18 protein-coding genes are annotated in these 18,900 nt (G+C 41.3%); 9 read left to right on the forward strand and 9 right to left on the reverse strand.

The window, feature by feature from the left end; genetic code table 11:
* Positions 1 to 551 precede the first annotated feature (551 nt).
* A complete protein-coding gene (locus MED121_RS00820) occupies positions 552 to 1,013 on the forward strand; it encodes an SRPBCC family protein (RefSeq protein WP_009831673.1) in 462 nt (153 codons plus the stop codon).
* A gap of 363 nt (positions 1,014 to 1,376) precedes the next feature.
* Complete coding sequence (locus tag MED121_RS00825; protein ID WP_009831674.1) at positions 1,377 to 1,781, forward strand: DUF1330 domain-containing protein; 405 nt, start codon at positions 1,377 to 1,379, stop codon at positions 1,779 to 1,781.
* A 180-nt stretch (positions 1,782 to 1,961) separates the two neighbouring features.
* Here MED121_RS00825 and MED121_RS00830 read toward each other — a convergent pair whose 3' ends face one another.
* Complete coding sequence (locus MED121_RS00830; RefSeq protein ID WP_009831675.1) at positions 1,962 to 2,948, reverse strand: zinc-dependent alcohol dehydrogenase family protein; 987 nt, start codon at positions 2,946 to 2,948, stop codon at positions 1,962 to 1,964.
* Between the two features lie 167 nt (positions 2,949 to 3,115).
* Here MED121_RS00830 and MED121_RS00835 point away from each other — a divergent pair, with 167 nt between their 5' ends.
* Entirely contained in the window at positions 3,116 to 4,012 is an 897-nt protein-coding gene (locus MED121_RS00835; RefSeq protein WP_009831676.1) for a LysR family transcriptional regulator, read from the forward strand.
* A 36-nt stretch (positions 4,013 to 4,048) separates the two neighbouring features.
* On the opposite strand, the gene MED121_RS00840 is transcribed toward MED121_RS00835, so the two are convergent.
* The 4 genes from MED121_RS00840 to MED121_RS00860 form a co-directional block, all read right to left on the reverse strand.
* The gene (locus tag MED121_RS00840; protein ID WP_009831677.1) at positions 4,049 to 4,636 is read right to left on the reverse strand and encodes a Crp/Fnr family transcriptional regulator; all 588 of its coding nucleotides are present in this window, start codon (positions 4,634 to 4,636) and stop codon (positions 4,049 to 4,051) included.
* A 32-nt stretch (positions 4,637 to 4,668) separates the two neighbouring features.
* Positions 4,669 to 5,652 (reverse strand): DMT family transporter, encoded by a 984-nt coding sequence (locus tag MED121_RS00845; RefSeq protein WP_009831678.1) that lies wholly within the window; start codon positions 5,650 to 5,652, stop codon positions 4,669 to 4,671.
* Positions 5,653 to 5,654: 2 nt separating this feature from the next.
* Positions 5,655 to 6,509 carry an arylamine N-acetyltransferase gene (locus tag MED121_RS00850; protein ID WP_009831679.1) on the reverse strand — a complete coding sequence of 285 codons (855 nt, stop codon included), beginning with the start codon at positions 6,507 to 6,509 and terminating at the stop codon, positions 5,655 to 5,657.
* A 194-nt stretch (positions 6,510 to 6,703) separates the two neighbouring features.
* Positions 6,704 to 7,027, reverse strand: a complete 324-nt coding sequence (locus MED121_RS00860) for a helix-turn-helix transcriptional regulator (protein WP_009831681.1) — start codon at positions 7,025 to 7,027, stop codon at positions 6,704 to 6,706.
* Between the two features lie 405 nt (positions 7,028 to 7,432).
* Between MED121_RS00860 and MED121_RS00865 the strand changes: the two genes are divergently transcribed.
* Positions 7,433 to 8,974 (forward strand): MFS transporter, encoded by a 1,542-nt coding sequence (locus MED121_RS00865; protein WP_050764511.1) that lies wholly within the window; start codon positions 7,433 to 7,435, stop codon positions 8,972 to 8,974.
* Between the two features lie 50 nt (positions 8,975 to 9,024).
* On the opposite strand, the gene MED121_RS00870 is transcribed toward MED121_RS00865, so the two are convergent.
* Both MED121_RS00870 and MED121_RS00875 read right to left on the reverse strand, forming a co-directional pair.
* On the reverse strand, positions 9,025 to 10,167 hold the full coding sequence (locus MED121_RS00870; protein ID WP_009831684.1) for an L-dopachrome tautomerase-related protein: 1,143 nt from the start codon (positions 10,165 to 10,167) through the stop codon (positions 9,025 to 9,027).
* A gap of 368 nt (positions 10,168 to 10,535) precedes the next feature.
* Positions 10,536 to 11,450, reverse strand: a complete 915-nt coding sequence (locus MED121_RS00875; protein ID WP_009831685.1) for an alpha/beta fold hydrolase — start codon at positions 11,448 to 11,450, stop codon at positions 10,536 to 10,538.
* Between the two features lie 194 nt (positions 11,451 to 11,644).
* Here MED121_RS00875 and MED121_RS00880 point away from each other — a divergent pair, with 194 nt between their 5' ends.
* The 4 genes from MED121_RS00880 (at position 11,645) to MED121_RS00895 (ending at position 16,311) form a co-directional block, all read left to right on the forward strand.
* A complete protein-coding gene (locus tag MED121_RS00880; RefSeq protein ID WP_009831686.1) occupies positions 11,645 to 12,685 on the forward strand; it encodes a helix-turn-helix domain-containing protein in 1,041 nt (346 codons plus the stop codon).
* 143 nt (positions 12,686 to 12,828) lie between these two features.
* Positions 12,829 to 13,323, forward strand: coding sequence for a hypothetical protein (locus MED121_RS00885; RefSeq protein WP_009831687.1), 495 nt, complete (start codon positions 12,829 to 12,831; stop codon positions 13,321 to 13,323).
* A 12-nt stretch (positions 13,324 to 13,335) separates the two neighbouring features.
* The gene (locus MED121_RS00890; RefSeq protein ID WP_009831688.1) at positions 13,336 to 14,970 is read left to right on the forward strand and encodes an ABC transporter ATP-binding protein; all 1,635 of its coding nucleotides are present in this window, start codon (positions 13,336 to 13,338) and stop codon (positions 14,968 to 14,970) included.
* A gap of 219 nt (positions 14,971 to 15,189) precedes the next feature.
* On the forward strand, positions 15,190 to 16,311 hold the full coding sequence (locus MED121_RS00895) for a hypothetical protein (protein WP_009831689.1): 1,122 nt from the start codon (positions 15,190 to 15,192) through the stop codon (positions 16,309 to 16,311).
* A 114-nt stretch (positions 16,312 to 16,425) separates the two neighbouring features.
* On the opposite strand, the gene MED121_RS00900 is transcribed toward MED121_RS00895, so the two are convergent.
* A complete protein-coding gene (locus MED121_RS00900) occupies positions 16,426 to 16,965 on the reverse strand; it encodes a porin family protein (RefSeq protein WP_009831690.1) in 540 nt (179 codons plus the stop codon).
* A gap of 137 nt (positions 16,966 to 17,102) precedes the next feature.
* Between MED121_RS00900 and MED121_RS00905 the strand changes: the two genes are divergently transcribed.
* Complete coding sequence (locus MED121_RS00905) at positions 17,103 to 17,411, forward strand: DUF6482 family protein (RefSeq protein ID WP_009831691.1); 309 nt, start codon at positions 17,103 to 17,105, stop codon at positions 17,409 to 17,411.
* 264 nt (positions 17,412 to 17,675) lie between these two features.
* On the opposite strand, the gene MED121_RS00910 is transcribed toward MED121_RS00905, so the two are convergent.
* The gene (locus MED121_RS00910) at positions 17,676 to 18,812 is read right to left on the reverse strand and encodes an FAD-dependent monooxygenase (RefSeq protein WP_009831692.1); all 1,137 of its coding nucleotides are present in this window, start codon (positions 18,810 to 18,812) and stop codon (positions 17,676 to 17,678) included.
* Positions 18,813 to 18,900: the final 88 nt, after the last annotated feature.

Genomic DNA, 18,900 nt, shown 5'->3' on the forward strand with positions numbered 1-18,900 from the left:
ATTAAGTCACCTCTTATCTGTCTGCTCTTTTAAGGTGTATGGGAAAAAGTGGCAAACAAGGCGTCACTTTACGTTTATCAATAGAAAGTCACTGTAGGTACCTTTCAAGAAGGGACAGCCTAGAGTGACATTTTTCTGAAATGCCGAATAGGTATTATTAAAATGCCGAATAGATATTCTTCAAAGTCATAAAGGGCGTGGTCAAAACGCCCTATCTTTAGGTTGAGGATATTATCAATAGAATAGCTATTAAATTGCGCCCCTCGCCTTAAATCTAGTTGCTTTTATCCATACGCTGAGGCGTGTGGATGCTACTTTTCCCTTAGTTGTTCTTATTCTCCTCCTTGAGAATCTCACTTGTTTCCAAAAAATTTTTTCCTAAATAAGGCATAAATATAAGCGAGCGACCTTTCCTCCTGGCTTAAATACGCACCACTTCGTCTCAAATAACACTATTTTGTATCATATAAATTCCACTTACACTTCGATTATGTTATTTGCTTTGGTTAGCTAAACGCCCTAGCAGTGAAAACATGAATGAGGATTAAGCGATGAGAATTTATAAATCGATCACCATAGATAAACCCGCATCTCAGGTTTGGAAAATTGTTGGGGAAGAGTTTGAGCATGCCCATATCTGGATGAGTATTATCGCCCACTCATTCGCCTTAGATAACAAGCAAGCAACCTTATCTCCTGCTTCATTTGCCCCAGTAGCGGGTCGTGTTTGTCGCTTTAATGACAAGGAAAATAGTGGTTATGCAGAAGAAGAAGAAATCACGAGTTATGACCCTGTCACTCGTACTATAGAATTTATGGTCACACCTAAAAACATGACTACCATTTTGCCTATTCGCTCTAATCTGGTGAATATTCATGTCAAAACACTTGATAAGAATAAATGTGAAGTGCAATGGACATCGACGCCAGAGATTAAGGAACCTGCGAATAAGTCCTCCCGCCTCAGCGTGTGGATAAAAGCCGCTAGATTTATGGCGAGGAACGCAACTTAATAGTGATTCTATTGATAAGGTCCTCAACGTAAAGACAGAGCTTTTAGACCACGCCCTTCGGGTCTTTCAGAAAAAGTAACACCCTGTGTTGTCACTTCTCGAAAGGTGCCTACATTACGTCAAAGTAACGCCTTGCGTGATACTTTTTCTGAGAAGACTGAGAAGAGGTGACTTAATCGCAGGTTCCTTAAAGGATTTGGTCTGATTTTAAGCCCTCTTCTCAAGTTTGGGTTGGGCAAAAGCTTCAAAGACATTCTCAAAGAGCTCAAAACCTACAGCGAAAACCGTCAATTCAAACTTAACAATCAAGCTCAGCCAAGTAGCTCTGCTGCTTAAGGCGAATGAGCCATCTTGGAGTTCAAAATGAAAAATACAAAAACGCTATTATTAGCACTTTGTTTTACCCTAATAAGCGGATTCTCTTTTCAAATTGTCGCAGCAGAAAAAGCAATATCAAAAGCAACGGCCCCAAATGAAACGAGAAGCTTCTTATTGATATTTGGTAGCCCTGCTGATAAGGCAAAGATAGAAGGGTATAAAAAGGCCGCTGGTCCTATTTTGAAAAAATATGGTGTTATCTTACCGCCAAAACAATTCAAAGTGAGCCGTGTCATTAAAGGCAATAGCCAACCTAAGTTTTTAAATTATGTTGAGTTCCCTAAACCGCAAAACATTGTGGATGCCCTTAATGATCCTGCTTATCTCAAGATCATTAATGACAGAAACGAAGGCTTTAAAGATCTAAATATCTTCATTGTGAAGCAATAACGACTCTTTAATCTGAGCATATTTATTGTTAAAGAAATACTTAAGAGACAACCTAAAAAAAGAAAGGGTGGACAAACACATGCCTACCCTTTCTTATATTTATTCTTAAAAATGTCTCGTAAAACGCTAGCCAGGCAATTTTAAGTGCTCGTTTAAAAAAGCACTCAAGAGTCACTAATGTTAAATCTCAACAACCACTTTACCCATACCTTTACCACTGGTTAAACGAGCATAGGCTTCATTGACTTGATCAAAGCCGTAACGGTTTTCGTCTAATACAGGAGTTAAACCACCCGCTTCAACAATTTTTGTCAAAGACGTCAGAGTATCAGCGTGATCTTGACGTTTATAATTGTGCAACATAGGAATCAGCATAAAGACAACATGCAAAGACAAGCCCTTAAAGTGAGCCAGAGTCAGATCTAACTCCACCATAGAAACGGTTGAAGCGACATGGCCATTAAGCGCGGCAGCTTCAAAAGAGTTAAGCATATTCACACCGCCGACTGAGTCATAAACAAGGTCAAAACCTGCCCCTTGGGTATATTGCTCAACATAATCCGCAACCGATTCAGTTTGATAATTAATGGCTTTTGCACCCAATTTTTCAATCAAAGCAAGTTGATTGTCACCGCCACCCGTTGCATAAACCTCTGCACCAAAGTAGTTAGCTAATTGCAAGGCAACATGACCAACACCACCAGAACCACCGTGCACTAATACTTTTTGACCGGCTTGAATTTGAGCACGCATTAGGCCTTCGTAAGCGGTAATCCCGACTAAGGGCAAAGCTGCGGCTTCACGCATAGATAAGTTTTTAGGTTTAAGCGCAACGAGATTTGCATCAGCAAGCATGTATTCAGCCAAAGCACCTTGTAAGTCCGCTAATCCACCTGCACAGCCATAAACTTCATCCCCTACTTGAACGTTTTCTACCCCTTCGCCCACTGCATCAACCACACCCGCAAAATCCATTCCTAATATTGCAGGTAGCGCCGGTGACAAAGGTAAATCAGAGCCCATTAACTTGATCATGGTATCCACCGTATTCACACTGCTTGCCGCCACTTTAATCAGCACATGGCCTGCTCTGACGTCTGGTTTTGCTTGCTCATAGCTTTCAAACACACTGTTTTCGCCATAGGTATTCAAGATCATTGCTTTCATAAATTCACCTTTAATGAGGGATTTCTAGCCGCATGACTCAGCTAGAGGAATCCTTGATGGACTCTGTTTGATGTCAGAAGTAAATAATGAGGCCAAGTATATGAGCTAGCATTAACATTGATAATTAGGCAAAATAAGAAATCACTTTATAGGTTTTATTGATAATCATGAATATTGATCACTTAAGGCTTTTTGTCCGTATTGCACAAACCCATAACATAAGCCAAGCAGGGCAAGAGCTCGGCTTATCCCCCGCGGTCGCAAGTTCCCATATCAATAAACTTGAAGCTGGCCTTGGTGTCAGACTCATTCACAGAACCACGCGAAAGGTCTCATTAACAGAGGAAGGCATTGCCTTTTTCCCCCATGCTGAAGATGTGATTGCCAGTGTTGAAGCCGCTCAAGCCTCCGTTGGCGCAGGAAAAAGTACACCCAGTGGCACCCTTAGAGTGTCAGCCCCAGCCTCTTTTGGACGCATGCATGTCTTGCCCGCTTTAACTGACTTTATGGCCCGTTACCCTGAAATTAAAGTTGATCTAAAACTCTCAGATACCATAGTGGATCTTGTAGAAGGAGGCTTTGATATTGCGATTAGAAACTCACGCCTTAAAGACTCAAGCTTGATCGCCAAAAAGTTAGCCAATGACAATCGTATCTTGTGTGCTTCACCCAGTTATATTAAAAAATACGGTTTACCGAATGCGCCAGCAGCCTTAAACCAACATCATTGCATTACGCTTATTGGCTTAGAAGACTGGTGTTTCGACACACCACAAGGCCCGGTTAATATTAAAACCAAGGGACAATTTCGTACTGATAATGGGGAGGCAGTTAGAGATGCCAGCGTCAATGGGATTGGTATCACCATTGGCTCTAAATGGAGTGTTTATCAACACCTAAAATCAGGTGAACTGGTGCACATCATGCCTGAATTTCCTCTTATATCGGAAACCGCAATCTGGGCGGTGTACCCAAGTTCGCGTTTATTAGCCCCTAAAGTCAGGGCCTTTATTGATTACTTTAGTGATTATTTTGGTGATGAGCCCTATTGGGAGAACGAATAACAAACACATACCTTAATTAAGCGAATTAAGTGCCAATTATATTCGCTTAAGTCTTTGTCTTATGCGGCTTAAGGCCACAGGAGTAATACTCAAATATGAGGCAATTTGTTGTTGGGGTATCTTGTCTTTCAACTCTGGATAATCGACACAAAAATCAAGATAACGCTTTTCTGCTGAGTCTTTCACAAAACTGCTTTCTTTCTCTTCTTTGAGAATAAAAATCTGTTCCATAAAATGACAATAACATTCTAAAAATCCCTTATCTTGTCGCATCTCATTAAAGAAGCTATGCCAAGGGTAAGAAATGATCATACAGTCTTCAAGGGCTTGAATCCCAAACAAGGCCTTTGTGCCTTTTATGGTCGCCCTTGTCGAGCCTATGATGCGAGGAGATTTAGCAAAAGACTGGGTATATTCTTTGCCCGTTTCAGACACACTGACATAACGTACTTGCCCTGTGTGTAAGAAATATAAACGATCGACCTTTTCCCCTTGCTGAAACAAAAACTCGCCTTTGCGTATCGGCTGTATTTGCATAGATTGAGTGAAGTATTGCCAATCTATGTCGTACCCCATTCGATCAAAATAGTGTTTAAAGCTTGCCTCTAACAATGCCTTATCCATTCGGCTTCCTTTTCTAATGACACTTTAACTTATTAAGCTTTTTCCATAGTTTGTTTATTCATGTCTTCTTTATTGAGGCTAACCTGTGAAGGTTTCACCTCAATCAAGACAAACGCCAACCATAATAAACCCAAACCCAGCATAAAACCGAGATTTAACAGGCTATCAAACGTTTTACTTTCGTAAGCCGTGTAAATCGCAACCCACAAAGGAATACTGTAAGAGAAGGCCAATAATCGGTTTGCCCCCACACTGGCTACCAAACGCTGCTGCAAGATAAAGGTAAACAAGGTCGCAAACACAGTGAGATAAAGACCGTTAAGCCAGAAACCTTTTGCTAGCCAATAAACCTTATCAAGTTCTCCCCAGATAAGGGCTATGGGAATCAGCCAAAGCGTACCAAACAACATGATCATAAAAGCACCTGATAAGGGCGCAAGCTTGCGTCCCCATTTTTGCACACTCACCACATGTATGGCTAATAACACGCAGGCTGCTAGAAAGATGAGATCCCCCCTATTCCAACTCAGTAGACCAAGCTCTGCTTTATTTGTAGTTATGCCATTTTGGCTATTAAACAAGAGCAAACAAGCCGCGATTGACCCTACTATAAAGCCTAATAATTTGCTGCCATTTAGCCTTTCACTAAGCCATACCCTTGCAATACACACCCCGATTAAAGGCACCAGAGTATAAAGTACTGAAGTTTTAAGGGGCGTCGTGTATTTAAGCGCCACAAACAGTCCAATAAAGAAGCCCACTAAAGCGCCGCTTATCACCACATATTGCAAGCACAATACTTTAGAGGCAAATAAATCAGATAAGGCTTGAGCTTGATTGATACCCGCCCACTGCCAGTTAACAAGCAGCAGGCAGAAAATCAAAACTAACGCTAAAACAAAACGGAATACCGACGTTGCGATTGGGCTAGCGAAGGCTTCCATATTGCCTGAGACGACAAAAGACGACGCCATCAACCAAGCCCAAATAAGCAAACTAACAATCCCTTTCATCATTTTTAATGGCCTAGTTTAGGCACAAGAAAACGTTCAAACAAATGCGTTGAAATCGCCTGATCCAGAGCTAATCCAAAGCAATCCGTTAAGATGTTATGCAAGGCATCAGCCGAGTTAACCTGTTCAGTAAGTTCAGTTCGTTGACCTGTTTCATCGGTAAAGCGGGTTAAGAGTTCATGGTTTTTCAAGGCGATAATCACCTCATCATTTTTTAAACTCACCACCAAATTATTAACAAAACCCGCCTCTGGGTATTTATGAGAAAAGAAGTGACTTAGCTGGCAATCTGCATCCGAGTAATCAGCTAAATCAAAGCGATAAAGAGTAAAGAACTCGCCCCCTTTAAAAATTTGAACATCATACTCTAGCGTATCCAGCTGCTTTTGCTCAGACAGTGAAATAATACGGTAGGTTTCGCCGCCAATATTTTGCTCTTTATCTAACGCAAGTTTGAGTGGCAAACTAGGACCATAAGCCCCAAAGCCGGTATCAATCAGGTAAGATTCTCTGTGAAAATTCACCAGACTCACCCTGTGCGTTCTAGGGGCTTTTTTCTCTTGGTTATAAAGCACACGAGCGAGCTTTAGCTCCACCTCGTAACCCAATGCACTTAATAGTTCATACGTAAGTTTATTATGCTCAAAGCAATAACCACCCAAACCTTGAGTCACTATTTTGTGGCTTAAGCTATCTGTGTCCAAAGGTAGTTCTTCACCCAATACCACTGCCAAACTATTAAAGCTGTATTTCGCAATATGCTTATTTTGCAAGGCGGCAACAAATTCTAAAGAAGGTTCACCCTCATGGGTTAGCGCTAAGTCGTCTAGGTAGCTTTGTAAACTGTTTGATAAAGTCATGTGATTTACTCCTTTAATGTCATTCAATGAAGACAGAATATGGGAGTTTGAGAGAGAAGAAATTAACCCAGGTTAATTTTGAGAAAGTTTTTTATAAAGCCTCTGATAAGCGAGTATTTCAGCAGAAGCTAGCGGCAAAAATAAAACGCTCTAAAACAGCCCCCTTCACAAGGGGGAATAAACATGAAAATGGCTTAAGCGTTTTTAAGTAATCGTATTAATCCAGGAAACTCTTCTTCCAGTTCTTCTCGTCTTAGCTTAGCAAGCGAATGATTGCCTTTGTCGATATGAGAAATTAAGCCGACGTCCTTCAATAATTTAAAATGGTGCGATCGTGTGGCCTTCGCCACAGTTAACCCAAAAGAAGTGCAGTGCCTTTCTGCTCCCTCTTCATCATTGATGAGATCCACGATTATTTTTAAGCGCATGGGATGAGCGAGCGCCTTAAGTATTGCTAACATTGCCACTTGTTTGGTGCTTTGATTCATATCGGTATTGATATCCGTTTCGTTCACCATCACGTCTCCTTTATTTTATGTGATCTTTATTTTCTGTGATCTTTATTTGGGCTCTTATTTAGACATTTCTTTAAACAGTTCTTTAAACAGTTCTTTAAACAGTTCTTTAAACCGTTCTTTAGACATTTCTTTAAACAGCGCTTTAGACAGTTTTTTAGACAGTTCCTAACCCTGATATTTATGCTTCTACTTAGTCCAGCGCGAAACAAACACCCACTTTTCATACAGGCGCAACTATTGACACAGGGTACTTGCCACTATAAGGTTCGATAAAATTCGAACGTACTACAATATAGATACGTTTGATTTTAAATTAACGTACATAGTATGTCATACCATCCTAATGAGAAAGGGTATGACTGTCATGGATTATCGATACACTCAAATTAATGGAAGATGCTAGCTATGCAGGATGCAAAAAGTTCCAACACTCAATTCACCTTATTTGCGGTTTTACTGGCCGTCTTTGTGGTGCCAAGCTCAATCTCAGGCACGGCAATCGCATTACCTTATATCAGTACCGACATTCAGTCCGACCTCGCCAGCTTACAATGGGTGGTCAATGCCTTTAACCTAACATTCGCGTGTTTTACGCTTATTTGGGGCAAGATTTCTGATGTGTGGGGCAAAAAGCGCTCTTTCTTTATTGGTGCTTTTATTTATACCTTAGCCTCTACAGGCTCTGCCCTATCAACGAATGCGCTAATGCTTGATATTTTTAGAGCGCTTGCAGGTGTCGGTGGTGCCGCCATTTTTGCTTGTGGTAGCGCCATATTTATTCACGCGTTTGAAGGTGATGCAAGAACCAAAGCCTTTGCCCTATTTGGTACAACAGCAGGCCTTGGGATTACCTTAGGCCCCACTATTTCGGGTATTTTACTTGATTCAATTGGTTGGCAGGCAATCTTTTTCATGCATGCTGTCGCCCTCTTCTTGGTTTTAATTGTCAGTGTAAAAATACCCGCAGACCAAACCCAAGGCGGCTCTTTTGCCCAGATAGACCTGATTGGCTCCTTCTTCTTTATTTCAAGTATGTTTTTGCTCATGATAGCACTCTCAAAAGGTTATGACTGGGGCTGGAAAAGCCAATCCATCATCTTGAGTTTCGCCGGTAGCGCCGCCTGCTTCTTAGGTTTTATCTTACGTATTAGAGCCGCAAAGTTCCCTGTACTCAGCCTTGATCTCATTAAAAACCATAGATTCTTAGGTTTAATCTTGGTGCCTGTGGTGGCAAGCTTTACCTTTGTTACCTTGCTAACCTACTTCCCAACTTTTCTCACTGGCTCAATGCAACTGTCTGCATCGAAAGCAGGGGTGATTATGTTGTTCTTAACTGCCCCTGTTTTGGTTTTCCCTCTTATTGCAGGTAAGTTATCGGCAAAAGGGGTCAGCACGAATTTACTTATGTATCTCAGTATTATCAGCATGCTAATCGGTGCAGCAGGGCTTGTCTTTGTAGTAGAAAATCATATTTCTGTGATGGCAATTGCCTGTGCTTTGATTCTGATTGGTATCGGGATGGGAATGTCAGCTGGCCTTGTGGATGGCCAAGCGCTTAGTAGCGTCAAGGAAAGCGACGTCGGTATGGCAGCAGGTTTACTAAATACCTTCAGACTCGGTAGTGAGGCAATTGGAGTTGCTATTTATGGCTCGTTATTAAGTTCGATTGTTAGCAATATGGTGCCTATCCAGCTCAAAGAGCACATTGTTTTAGATACAGATAACTGGGTTAATGCGATCTCCTCAGGCAACTTTATGAGCATGTTAGTGCAAGGGCAAGCCGAACAAGCGGGCATTTTTGAAACCATGTCTAGCATCTATAACAGCGCTTTTGTTACCACAAATATCGCACTAACGGGTATGGCCCTTATCGTATCCTCCTTGGTTATTTTCTATCTAAGAAAGGAAAAATACTCGGTTCAAGGGGAAGCACAAGTAAGAACTTAAAGTTCAAAAAGTTAAAGCACAGAGGCCAAAAGCCCCTGTGCTTTTTGCGATTACTCGTGTGCTTGATAAGAGAATCGGTACAAGGTGTAAGGGGCTTTTGCATTCCCTAACCCTTGGCTAAATGCAGGATGCTGATGCAACTGATCTTGTGTCACATAAACATAGCCATTACTTAGGGCAAAACTATCAGGCCAAGACAAACGCTTATCTTGTACTAAGACTTGATACTCGCCTTTGGTGGTTAAGCCAACCGCACTGTTTTCAAGATCTGACACTATGATGCCCTGCTTAGAATAAGCAATACCATCACTTGGATTCTTCGGTCCGAAGACTTCGATCTTGCTTTGAATTTGAGCATCAGACAATGAATTATTCACTAGTGCCATAGCTGGTACACGATAAATCTTAGTGCCGGTGAAGGCTCCAAAATAGACCCACTCACTCTCCTCATCCATGGCAATGGGGTTTAAACCAAAACGTAGTTTAGTGGTTTTACCTTCTGCTGATTTTGATGCTAACAAAGAGGCCTCTATCACAATATCTTTGTCTTCCGGCATCAAGGTATCCGCACTTTCAAGGACACGCTTCGCTTGACCAGAGGCGATATCGACTACAACAAAGGCAGGTTTAGTTGCGCCAGCAAAGTTACCAAATGTCATATCGGCAATGATGATCTTTCCGCGTTTTTCATCTATTACAAAGTCTTGTAAAAAAGAGTTTGCCGCTAAAGCAGAAGCTGACAGTTCAATATTATGAGATAGCTTATTCAGTACCGTATCCCAAGCGACTAACTTAGCAGGAGAAGTTTCGCTGCCCATGTCTAGCATCCATACCACACCCTTGCTATCTGAATGTACACCAATCACCGCAGACAAACCCACCTTGCCTATCTCTGGGCCATCCGCCCAATCCTGCGTAGGAAATGGACGCTTAACCCCATTTGCCATCACTTCGACAACCTTTACCTTAGGGCCATCAAGTGGGTGCATACTAATAATGATGCGACCTTCTGGCGTAATGGTAATACCGCCACCACGATAATCGTCAAACTGAGTGACCGCTTCTAACGCACCAATTTTAAGCTTGTTGACTGCATTAGTTTGATCATTTGACGCCGCAATAGCCCCCGTAGAAAAAGTGGCGCCCATAATAGATAGGCTCAATAAGCTTGCGGACAGTGTTAAGTTTTTCATCTGAACTCCCATTTATATAATCTAATCAAAATTTAAGTGAGCATGCTTGCCCCTTCGATAAGTGCCATATTAATGGCGGATTAAATCGCTTTAAACAGGATAATATTTGAATCTTTATCTATTTATTTTAGAAAATAGACCTGCAATTATTTAAAGCAGTGGTTTTATACAAATGCTTGAGGCTAGTATTTGAGGCAGGTATTTGAAGCTAGTAATTGGGGTAAGAGTGATTAACCATAATTTTCAAACCACTACCCTCAATAGCTTACCCCTCAAGGCGTTTAAACAAGATCAGAGTAAGCAAAGTAAGGGCCATTAAAGGGAGTGATTCCGTGGTTGATAAGTGAATCACTGCCAATGATCAATTCTCACCTTACTTTGGGAGCCGATTTTAAACTGGTCTCCAAAAAGCTTAAAACTCGCTCTTTATATTCATTAGGCTTGGCGGCATAAGCATGGGTATGTTTAGCCCCTTCTACCGCCCAAAATTCAGTGGCAGTTTGATTTTTAAGGGCTTCAAACAAAATTTTGCCATGCTTCACCGGGGTATATTGATCAGCCTCGCCATAGATAAGCAACATATTTGGCTGACCTTTTAAGTTTTTCGCCGCATGAATAGGTCGTACTCGTTTCTCTCCTTGGGGGTAGATTAATTGGATCAAGTGTAAGGCTAATTTGGGAATAGGATATTGCTTCCAAAAATGTAATAAGGTTGGAAAAGCGGACTCAATCACTGCCGCTTTAAAGGGATGTTGAGGGTTTGACATGGCACACACAGACATAGCGCCCCCTAAGGAAGCGCCTATCAAAGCAATGGGCAAATCAGGGTATTCTGTTGCTAATGCATCACCTGCTGCTAATACATCTAAGGGAAATTCCATATTGGTTGAATGGGATTCTCCAAAGCCATTAAAATCAAATACCATCACATGATAGCCCGCTTGTCTTAAAAGTGACGCATGACCATATCTTAGCCAAAACCCCTTAGCGGATACTCCCATTGGATGACAAAGTAACACGGCACCTTTTGCAGATTGATTAGGGGATTCAACAGCCGTTTGCACACTTGTGTTTACCTCTGTTTGCATGCTGCTAGTAACCGCTTCAGCCTGGTCTAAATTTGCTTGAGATTCCCCGAGAAGCGCACAAATCTCTGACCCTGACTGGCTTTTAAAATAAAGTCGTCGCCAATCAGCTTGTTCAATATCATCGGGCCAACGCCAAGTTTTATTAAAGCGCCCAAAAAAAGGTTTTTTTAACCATTTATAAAAGAATGTCTTCATTGTTTTCCTCATTCATCCCTAATCTATTCAGTCACTTAAGATAAGTTGGCTTGATCATTTAACTAAATAACCAAGCCGCTTTAAGCAGTCTAAGACTTGACCTAATCAGCAACCATAGGCATAAATGACTTGTTTAGGGTTATTTTTGCCAAACTGGTGTTGTTATTTTTTCAGATGAGGAAAGGAGAAAGTCTATGAAGGTCATTATTTTAATGGCGGATCGCTGCTCTTCAACCAGTGTGGCTGCCAGCATGGAGTTTCTTGAAACAGCGAATGTCATTCACCAATATTTACTCAAGTCCCAGCCGGTTAACACAAAAGATGCTGCGCCTTTATTTGAATTAGAAACGGCGTCTATGACAGGCAAAAGCATCACAAGTACAGGTGGATTAATATTGACACCTCAGTCCTCTGTGACCAATATCACGCCTTCAGGCACTGATTTAGAGACTCGACTAGCCGCACACACCCCCAGATTAATTATAGTGCCGGGCTTCATGTTTAATATTTTAAACGAACTCCCCAAGCTAGAGCCCATGTGCAACTGGCTTAAAGAACAACATGATAAAGGGGACTACATTGCCAACATATGCACTGGCGCTTTTGTCAGTGCACAGGCAGGCTTGTTAGAGCATAAAAGAGCCACGACACATTGGCTTTTCAGTGAGCAATTTCAACGTGCTTTTCCCAACACCAAACTTCAAACAGAGCGAACTGTGACTGACGATGGACTGGTACTTTGCTCAGGCGGTTCCACCAGCAGCGCTGATTTATTAATACACCTGATACGTAAATTTGGCTCCCCCCAGCTTGCCGCTGAGTGCGCCAAAAAACTCTTGGTCTCCAGTGGTGATCGAAGCCAAGCGCCATATTCAAGCACCACCTTTAAAAAACAGCACCAAGACCCTGATATTTTAAAGATTCAAATTTGGATGGAAAAGCGGCTTCACACAAGTATCAGTATGGAAGGCCTCGTCACTGAATTTGACTTAAGCATGCGAAATTTTATCCGTCGTTTTAAAGAAGCAACTGACCAAACCCCCATTCAGTATTTACAAAACCTTAGGTTAGAAAAAGCCAAACACTTACTGGAAAGCAGTCAAGAAGCCTTCGAACAAATTACCTATCGGGTCGGATTGCAAGATGCGAATACCTTTAGAAAGCTGTTTAAACAAAGAGTCGGCTTAACCCCTGGCGCTTATCGAAAGCAATTTGGTTGGGGTAAAGCTCAATAAAATACTCACTCAAACCTTTGCCATAAAGAATCTAGTTTGATTTAACTAATATTTACCTACAAAAATACACAAACAATAATCATTTGCATTTGAGATTTATTTCTATTTAAATAGACGTAACGTTTAACTAAAGGTGTGTTTAGATGAACTTACAAGATTGCTGGACTAATTTTTTAACGGCAGAGCAATTACTTGAAGATGGGCACTGTTCCGCTGCCCATCAGGTATTTGAAAAGGTGCTTCAACACCTCCCCCAACATATTCAAACAGCCTTACATGATGAGGAAACTCGGCCTTGTCAGTTTGCTTGTCTATTAAGGGGTTTAAAAGATGCGACGACTTCCCAATCAGAGATTTTAAACCATATGGGTGAGCACCATGCCGCTTTTGATCTGCTTAATCAGTCTTACGTACTTTTACAGTTTATCGCCCTAGAACCCAACGTATTAGTAAAACACTCAACCCAGACACTTGAAAAACACAGTGATGATTTACTCAAGCACATGACAGCATTTTGTGCTGCGCACCATGATTCCCATTGGGCTGGTGAACTGCAAAAGGTAGAAGAAAGTCATCATCATTTTAGGAATCTCACCCAACATAGATTCGTTAGCGCACAATCAGCAGCGCTTAATTGATAAGGAAATCCCATGTCACACGCCCCTATTCTTGAGGTCAAAAACCTCTCTATTAGTTTTGCCTTAACCCAAGGCACTTTGGATGCGGTTAAACATTTAAGCTTTGAGCTATCCAAGGGAGAAACCTTGGCAATCGTTGGCGAATCCGGCAGTGGTAAATCGGTTTCTAGCAACGCCTTGATGCAACTTTTACCTAATAATGCCAGCATCAAACCAGAATCCAGCATTATTTTTGAAGGCGAAGAGGTCTTAGCTAAATCCGAAAAAGACATGCGCAAGATTCGTGGTGATAGAATCGGCATGATTTTCCAAGAACCCATGACCTCACTTAACCCTTATTTAAAGGTGGGTACTCAAGTCGCCGAGGCCATGTTATGCCATCGCTCTGTTTCTAAAAAAGTCGCGAAAGCGAGAGTATTAGAGCTATTTAATCTGGTCCACCTCCCTTTCCCAGAGCAAGCCTATGGCAAATATCCCCACGAGTTTTCAGGTGGGCAATTACAACGCATCATGATCGCCATGGCGCTCATCAACGAACCGGACATCTTGATAGCAGACGAGCCTACCACTGCGTTAGACGTAACAGTACAGGCAGAAGTACTCAACCTGATTAAAGAAGTTCAAACCCAAATGGGCATGGCTGTGCTCTTTATTACCCATGACTTAGGGGTAGTAAAACACCTTGCCGATAGAGTCTTGGTGATGTGTAAAGGTGAGCTGGTTGAGCAAGGTGAAACACAAGAAGTGTTTGAAAACCCGCAGCTTCCTTATACAAAAATGCTCATCAATTCGACCCCTAAAGGCCAAAAAGATGAACCACCTAAAAACGCGACCGAACTACTAAAAGCCAACGACATTAAGGTGAAATACCACATAGGCACCCAGCTTATAAGCCGTAAAAAAGAGTATTTCGAAGCGGTTAAAGGTCTTTCATTAAGCTTAAAACAAGGGGAAACCTTAGGCATAGTGGGTGAATCAGGCTCAGGGAAATCCACCCTAGGCCGCGCCTTAATCGGTTTATTACCCTCAAGTGGTCAAATAAATTTTAAAGGCCAAGATGTTAGCGCTTTGACCAAAAAAGAACGTTTTGCTCTTAAAAAGGACATTCAAGTCGTCTTCCAAGACCCTTACGGTTCACTTTCTCCACGCATGACGGTCGGAGAAATCATCACGGAAGGCCTGACTGTCCATCGTCCTGAGTTAACTAAAAAAGAGCGAATGACAAAAGCCCGCAAAGCATTAGAAGAAGTCCGCCTAGATGCGCACTCGATCAACCGTTACCCCCATGAATTTTCGGGTGGCCAAAGGCAACGCATCGCCATTGCCCGCGCTTTGATTCTAGAGCCTTCTTTTATCTTGTTAGATGAACCCACTTCAGCCCTTGATCGCTCAGTCCAACTAACGGTTATCGACTTACTGAAGAATATTCAAAAGCAGCACAACATAGGTTTCTTATTTATCAGCCATGATTTAAGTGTGGTGAAAGCCTTGTCCGATAGAGTAATCGTGATGCAAAAGGGGGAAGTCATGGAAGAAGGTACCGCTGAAGAGATTTTCAAGCAGCCAAAAAGTAGTTATACCCAAAAGCTCATTGCGGCTTCTTTTGATCTTGAAACAGAGGTGACGACAGAACATAAAGTCGCCTAACAAAAGTATGCGGTAAAACACCTAATCAAATGCTCTAAACAAACCAGAGAGATAGGTAAAACAGACCTTCATCTGTCTCTTTGGCATCAAATCCCGAGACTCCTTTCTCAAAGTGTTAGCCCTTTTAGATTCTTTATAAAAATCCTTAAGCCTAAGCAGCCAGACCAAAAGTGAATGGTATGATGAATTTAGGATATGTTTGAATTATAAGGAATTATTATGCCGATTTTTGATACGAAAGGGTTAACTTCCCGTGTTCTCGATACCATAGACGTCATCAGGCAAGAAGACGACAGAGTGGCAACCAAAGCCGTTGAATGGTGTGAACAAGCCCACATGTACGAGATCATACGTATCTCTTCTAAAATGCATTTAGGCAAAAGCTTCCTTCGCAGTAAAACGCAACGTCAATATAAGCGTGCCATTATTTTGATTCGAGCAGCCATCATGCGTGAAGATCTAAGCAATGTAATGACCAGCGTTAATAACATCCAGAACAGCCAATTAGACGTTCAATTTAAACGTACTGTTCGCAAATGCCGCTCTTTTGAAAAGCTCATCCCGCCATTAATTCAACAACTTGAAGCTGAGAATTATCACTTTATTCAAAATGATGCGAAAAAGGCCATGATGAAAATTCAGCATAAGGATGCTAGAGAAAAAGTACTGGCAAAAGTGAGTGAGATATATGCCCCCTACTACAACTCAAACACCCGAGATAGTGCGCTAGCTACCTGCCTTTATGATATTAGGCACAATCTACTTTCATTCGCCAATCAAAATCAAACCGTACTCTCTCATACGGGGAAATTAGATAGCCTAGATGATGGTGGAAATCTTTACATAGTGGGTCATGGCAACTTAGGTAAAGGCATAGGTACACATGATGACTATCTTGACGAGAACCAACTCACACAAGCGTTTAGAGCAAGTAACCTAACAAGAAACCCTACGACACCGATCAATATTTACCTCTTTGCCTGTTGGACAGCCACCTCAGTTAAAAAAACCTATAAAAGAGGTAAAACAGAGCCCTTCGCCAAACGTTTTGCCAGCAAGCTTGCCATCGCAGGTTTTAACAAGGTTCGTGTGATTGGCTTTGCAGGATCAGTAAATGGCTTGCAGTTACAACAGGAAATTATCTTTCAAAACGGGGATCAGCTTGGCCCAAAAGAAAACCTAGGTATTAAAGACAAGTTCTGTATATACGAAGTAGACAACCGCAACTACAAGCGTACTTATGGGGTTGACTGGACCACAGATTCACAATGGAATAGACGAAGAGAACGAACCCGTATTATCGTCCGACCAAGAGGTGGAAATGATTCTTTAAACCTTTAAGCTTTCTAGCTTTCTAGCTTTGAAAGAGATAAACACTGGGTTGATGCAGGCTAAATACACCAATTTTAAATAAACCCAGTGTTTAGCATGACTTTGTTTTAGACAAAGCCATCTCTACATAAAATGGTATTTTACATTGGCGTTGAGGGTGTTAGAGCGAAAACGTGCTGTATTAAAATGCTCATACTCGATGCCTACTGAAAAATTATTCTCCAAAGTAAATTCATACCCTGCTGACACACTCAATCCTAGGCCGTTCTTTTTCGAGATACTTGAATCATCATTTTCTAGATGGTAACGATAAGCGGCTGTGCCCACTTTCGCATAGATAGCATAACTATCATTGATTTTATAAAAATGTTTAAGCTTTATATAAATCATATCCATTTCTAAATCATCTTTTGCCGCATCTTCATAATTATCACCCCCTAAATAGCCTGTTTCTAAAAAGCGAGTACGACTAATTTGATGTCCATAATGAATACGATATGGCGCATAGGTATTTGAATCTAACTCAGAGTTATCCGACGCCAACCAAGCAATGCCAAAAGAGCCTTCTACATAATTAGCGGCATAAGAAGCGCTAGTAATAAAAGAAAGTAGTGAAGAAATTAAAAGTCTGGAGAAAGTATTTCTTATAAAGGGACGACCCATATAAAACGTTTCCTTATGTTTTATTCGCTATGACTGTTAAGCAGTATTTTATTGAGCAGCAGCATAATAGAAACAAAGATTCGCGGCTATACTAAAACCTTAACTAAGTAAGCGAACCCTTCAGATTTGGAGTCATGATGAAACTCAGTCAATTAGAGCAATATACAGAAGTCGAAAAACTCATATTCCACAGTCTAGACCCTGCTTTATATACTGTTAGCGCACTCATTTCAGGGGAAGATGATGCAAAAGAACAGATGATAACCGATGAATCTGGTGCTCGCTTACAAGGTCACAATGTGATTAACCTACAAAAGCAATTACGCAAAGTAAAAGCTAACAAGCACGTCATCAGACAGATCAGTGCTTATGATGAAATGATAGGCGGCCCGATTAAAAGCAATAACGAAATGGAAGTCCCTATTGGGGATAATAAATTGTATTAACTTTCCAATAGACTAAGGAAATTGCGATTAAGTCACTTCTTCTCAGTCTACTCTTTTAAGGTATATTAGGTATTCTTCAAAGACCCGAAGGGCGCGGTCTAAAAGACCTATATTTACATTTAGGATTTTATCAATAGGATCACTATTAAGTTTCGCCCCTCGCCATAAATCTAAGGGCTATTATCCACACGCTGAGGCGGGAGGACTTATTCGCAGCTTCCCTTACAAATTAGTGTCCCCTTCCTCGTAAATTGAATGACTAGATCAAGAGATTGAATCTGTTAATTCATGGGGAATTCTAGCGCGTTTTTGCCAAAATCTATTTGTTGGCCAACGTTGTTCAAGCTGATAAATATGTGCTCTATTATCTAAATAATGGCGATAACCTTTCTCTACAATGTCACTGTAAGCGAAATCTGTTTCTTCTTGTTTGAATGTCGATATGATGACCTTTGCCGCTAAAATGCCATGCTGAAGGCCTTTATAAATGCCTTGTGCGACAATGGGATCAAAACTTGCTGCAGCATCACCCACGGCAATCCAGTTGTCACCCTCCACTTGTTCTAGCATGCCAGAAGTAATCAAGTAGGTATGATAACTTTCATCCCTAAGTTCCAGCTCTCTTATTTGACGCCCAACCCAATCAGTGCCTTCTAAATGGGTTTTAAAGGCATGATACGCCTTGTTTTCAAGTGTCTTTCTGTCGCTGGGTTCAGCGATTAACATGCTCACTACTTTTTGTTGCGGTAATAATGTGTGATAACACCAATTGTTGGCTGTGGCTTCAATTCGAACCTGCTTCCCTTTATGGGCTTGATTAAGTGTTGCAAAGCGTACGATTGCAATTAACTTATCATCAACCCTTTTTTTAACCTTTTGTCCCTTAGCAAAGTTTGCCTTGCTGCCACTGGCATCAACAACAAAAAAAGCCTGTACAGAATAAGTATCTTTTGCAGGTGTCTTCAAAGATAAATCGTAGCTTACTTGGTTATTTCGCATCACCTTGTTAGCACTTATAAAACGAGTATCCCATAAAATATCAACACTTAAACTTTTCGCTTTGGTCACTAAACTCATATCAAAAGCATGGCGATTAAGCCGCCAAGAATGGCCATATGGATTCACAATGAAATCATTATGACCCACATTCTCGCCTCCCCAAACTGAAGCAAAACCTGGGCAAGGTTCATGTCCATCGAGTAAAAACTGATCTTTAAGGCCTAATTGTTGAATTAAAAGTAAGGTTTCTGGGGGGATATTCTCCCCTACCCTTTGCTGGTCTACAGAGTTTTGGTCAATCACTAGGATAGTCAAATTCAGCTTTAACGCCGTCGCAATCGCCGTCGCAAGCCCTGATGGCCCCGCACCAATGATCACAATATCATATTGTGTTTTTAACATAAGCTTTAATCCTTTAAATACATAAAAGGGAGCAATCGTTAGCTCCCTTTTATGTCCTTACCATGATGAATTTACGCTTTGAGTTTTA

This window comes from Marinomonas sp. MED121 (genome assembly GCF_000153025.1).
GTDB lineage: Bacteria > Pseudomonadota > Gammaproteobacteria > Pseudomonadales > Marinomonadaceae > Marinomonas.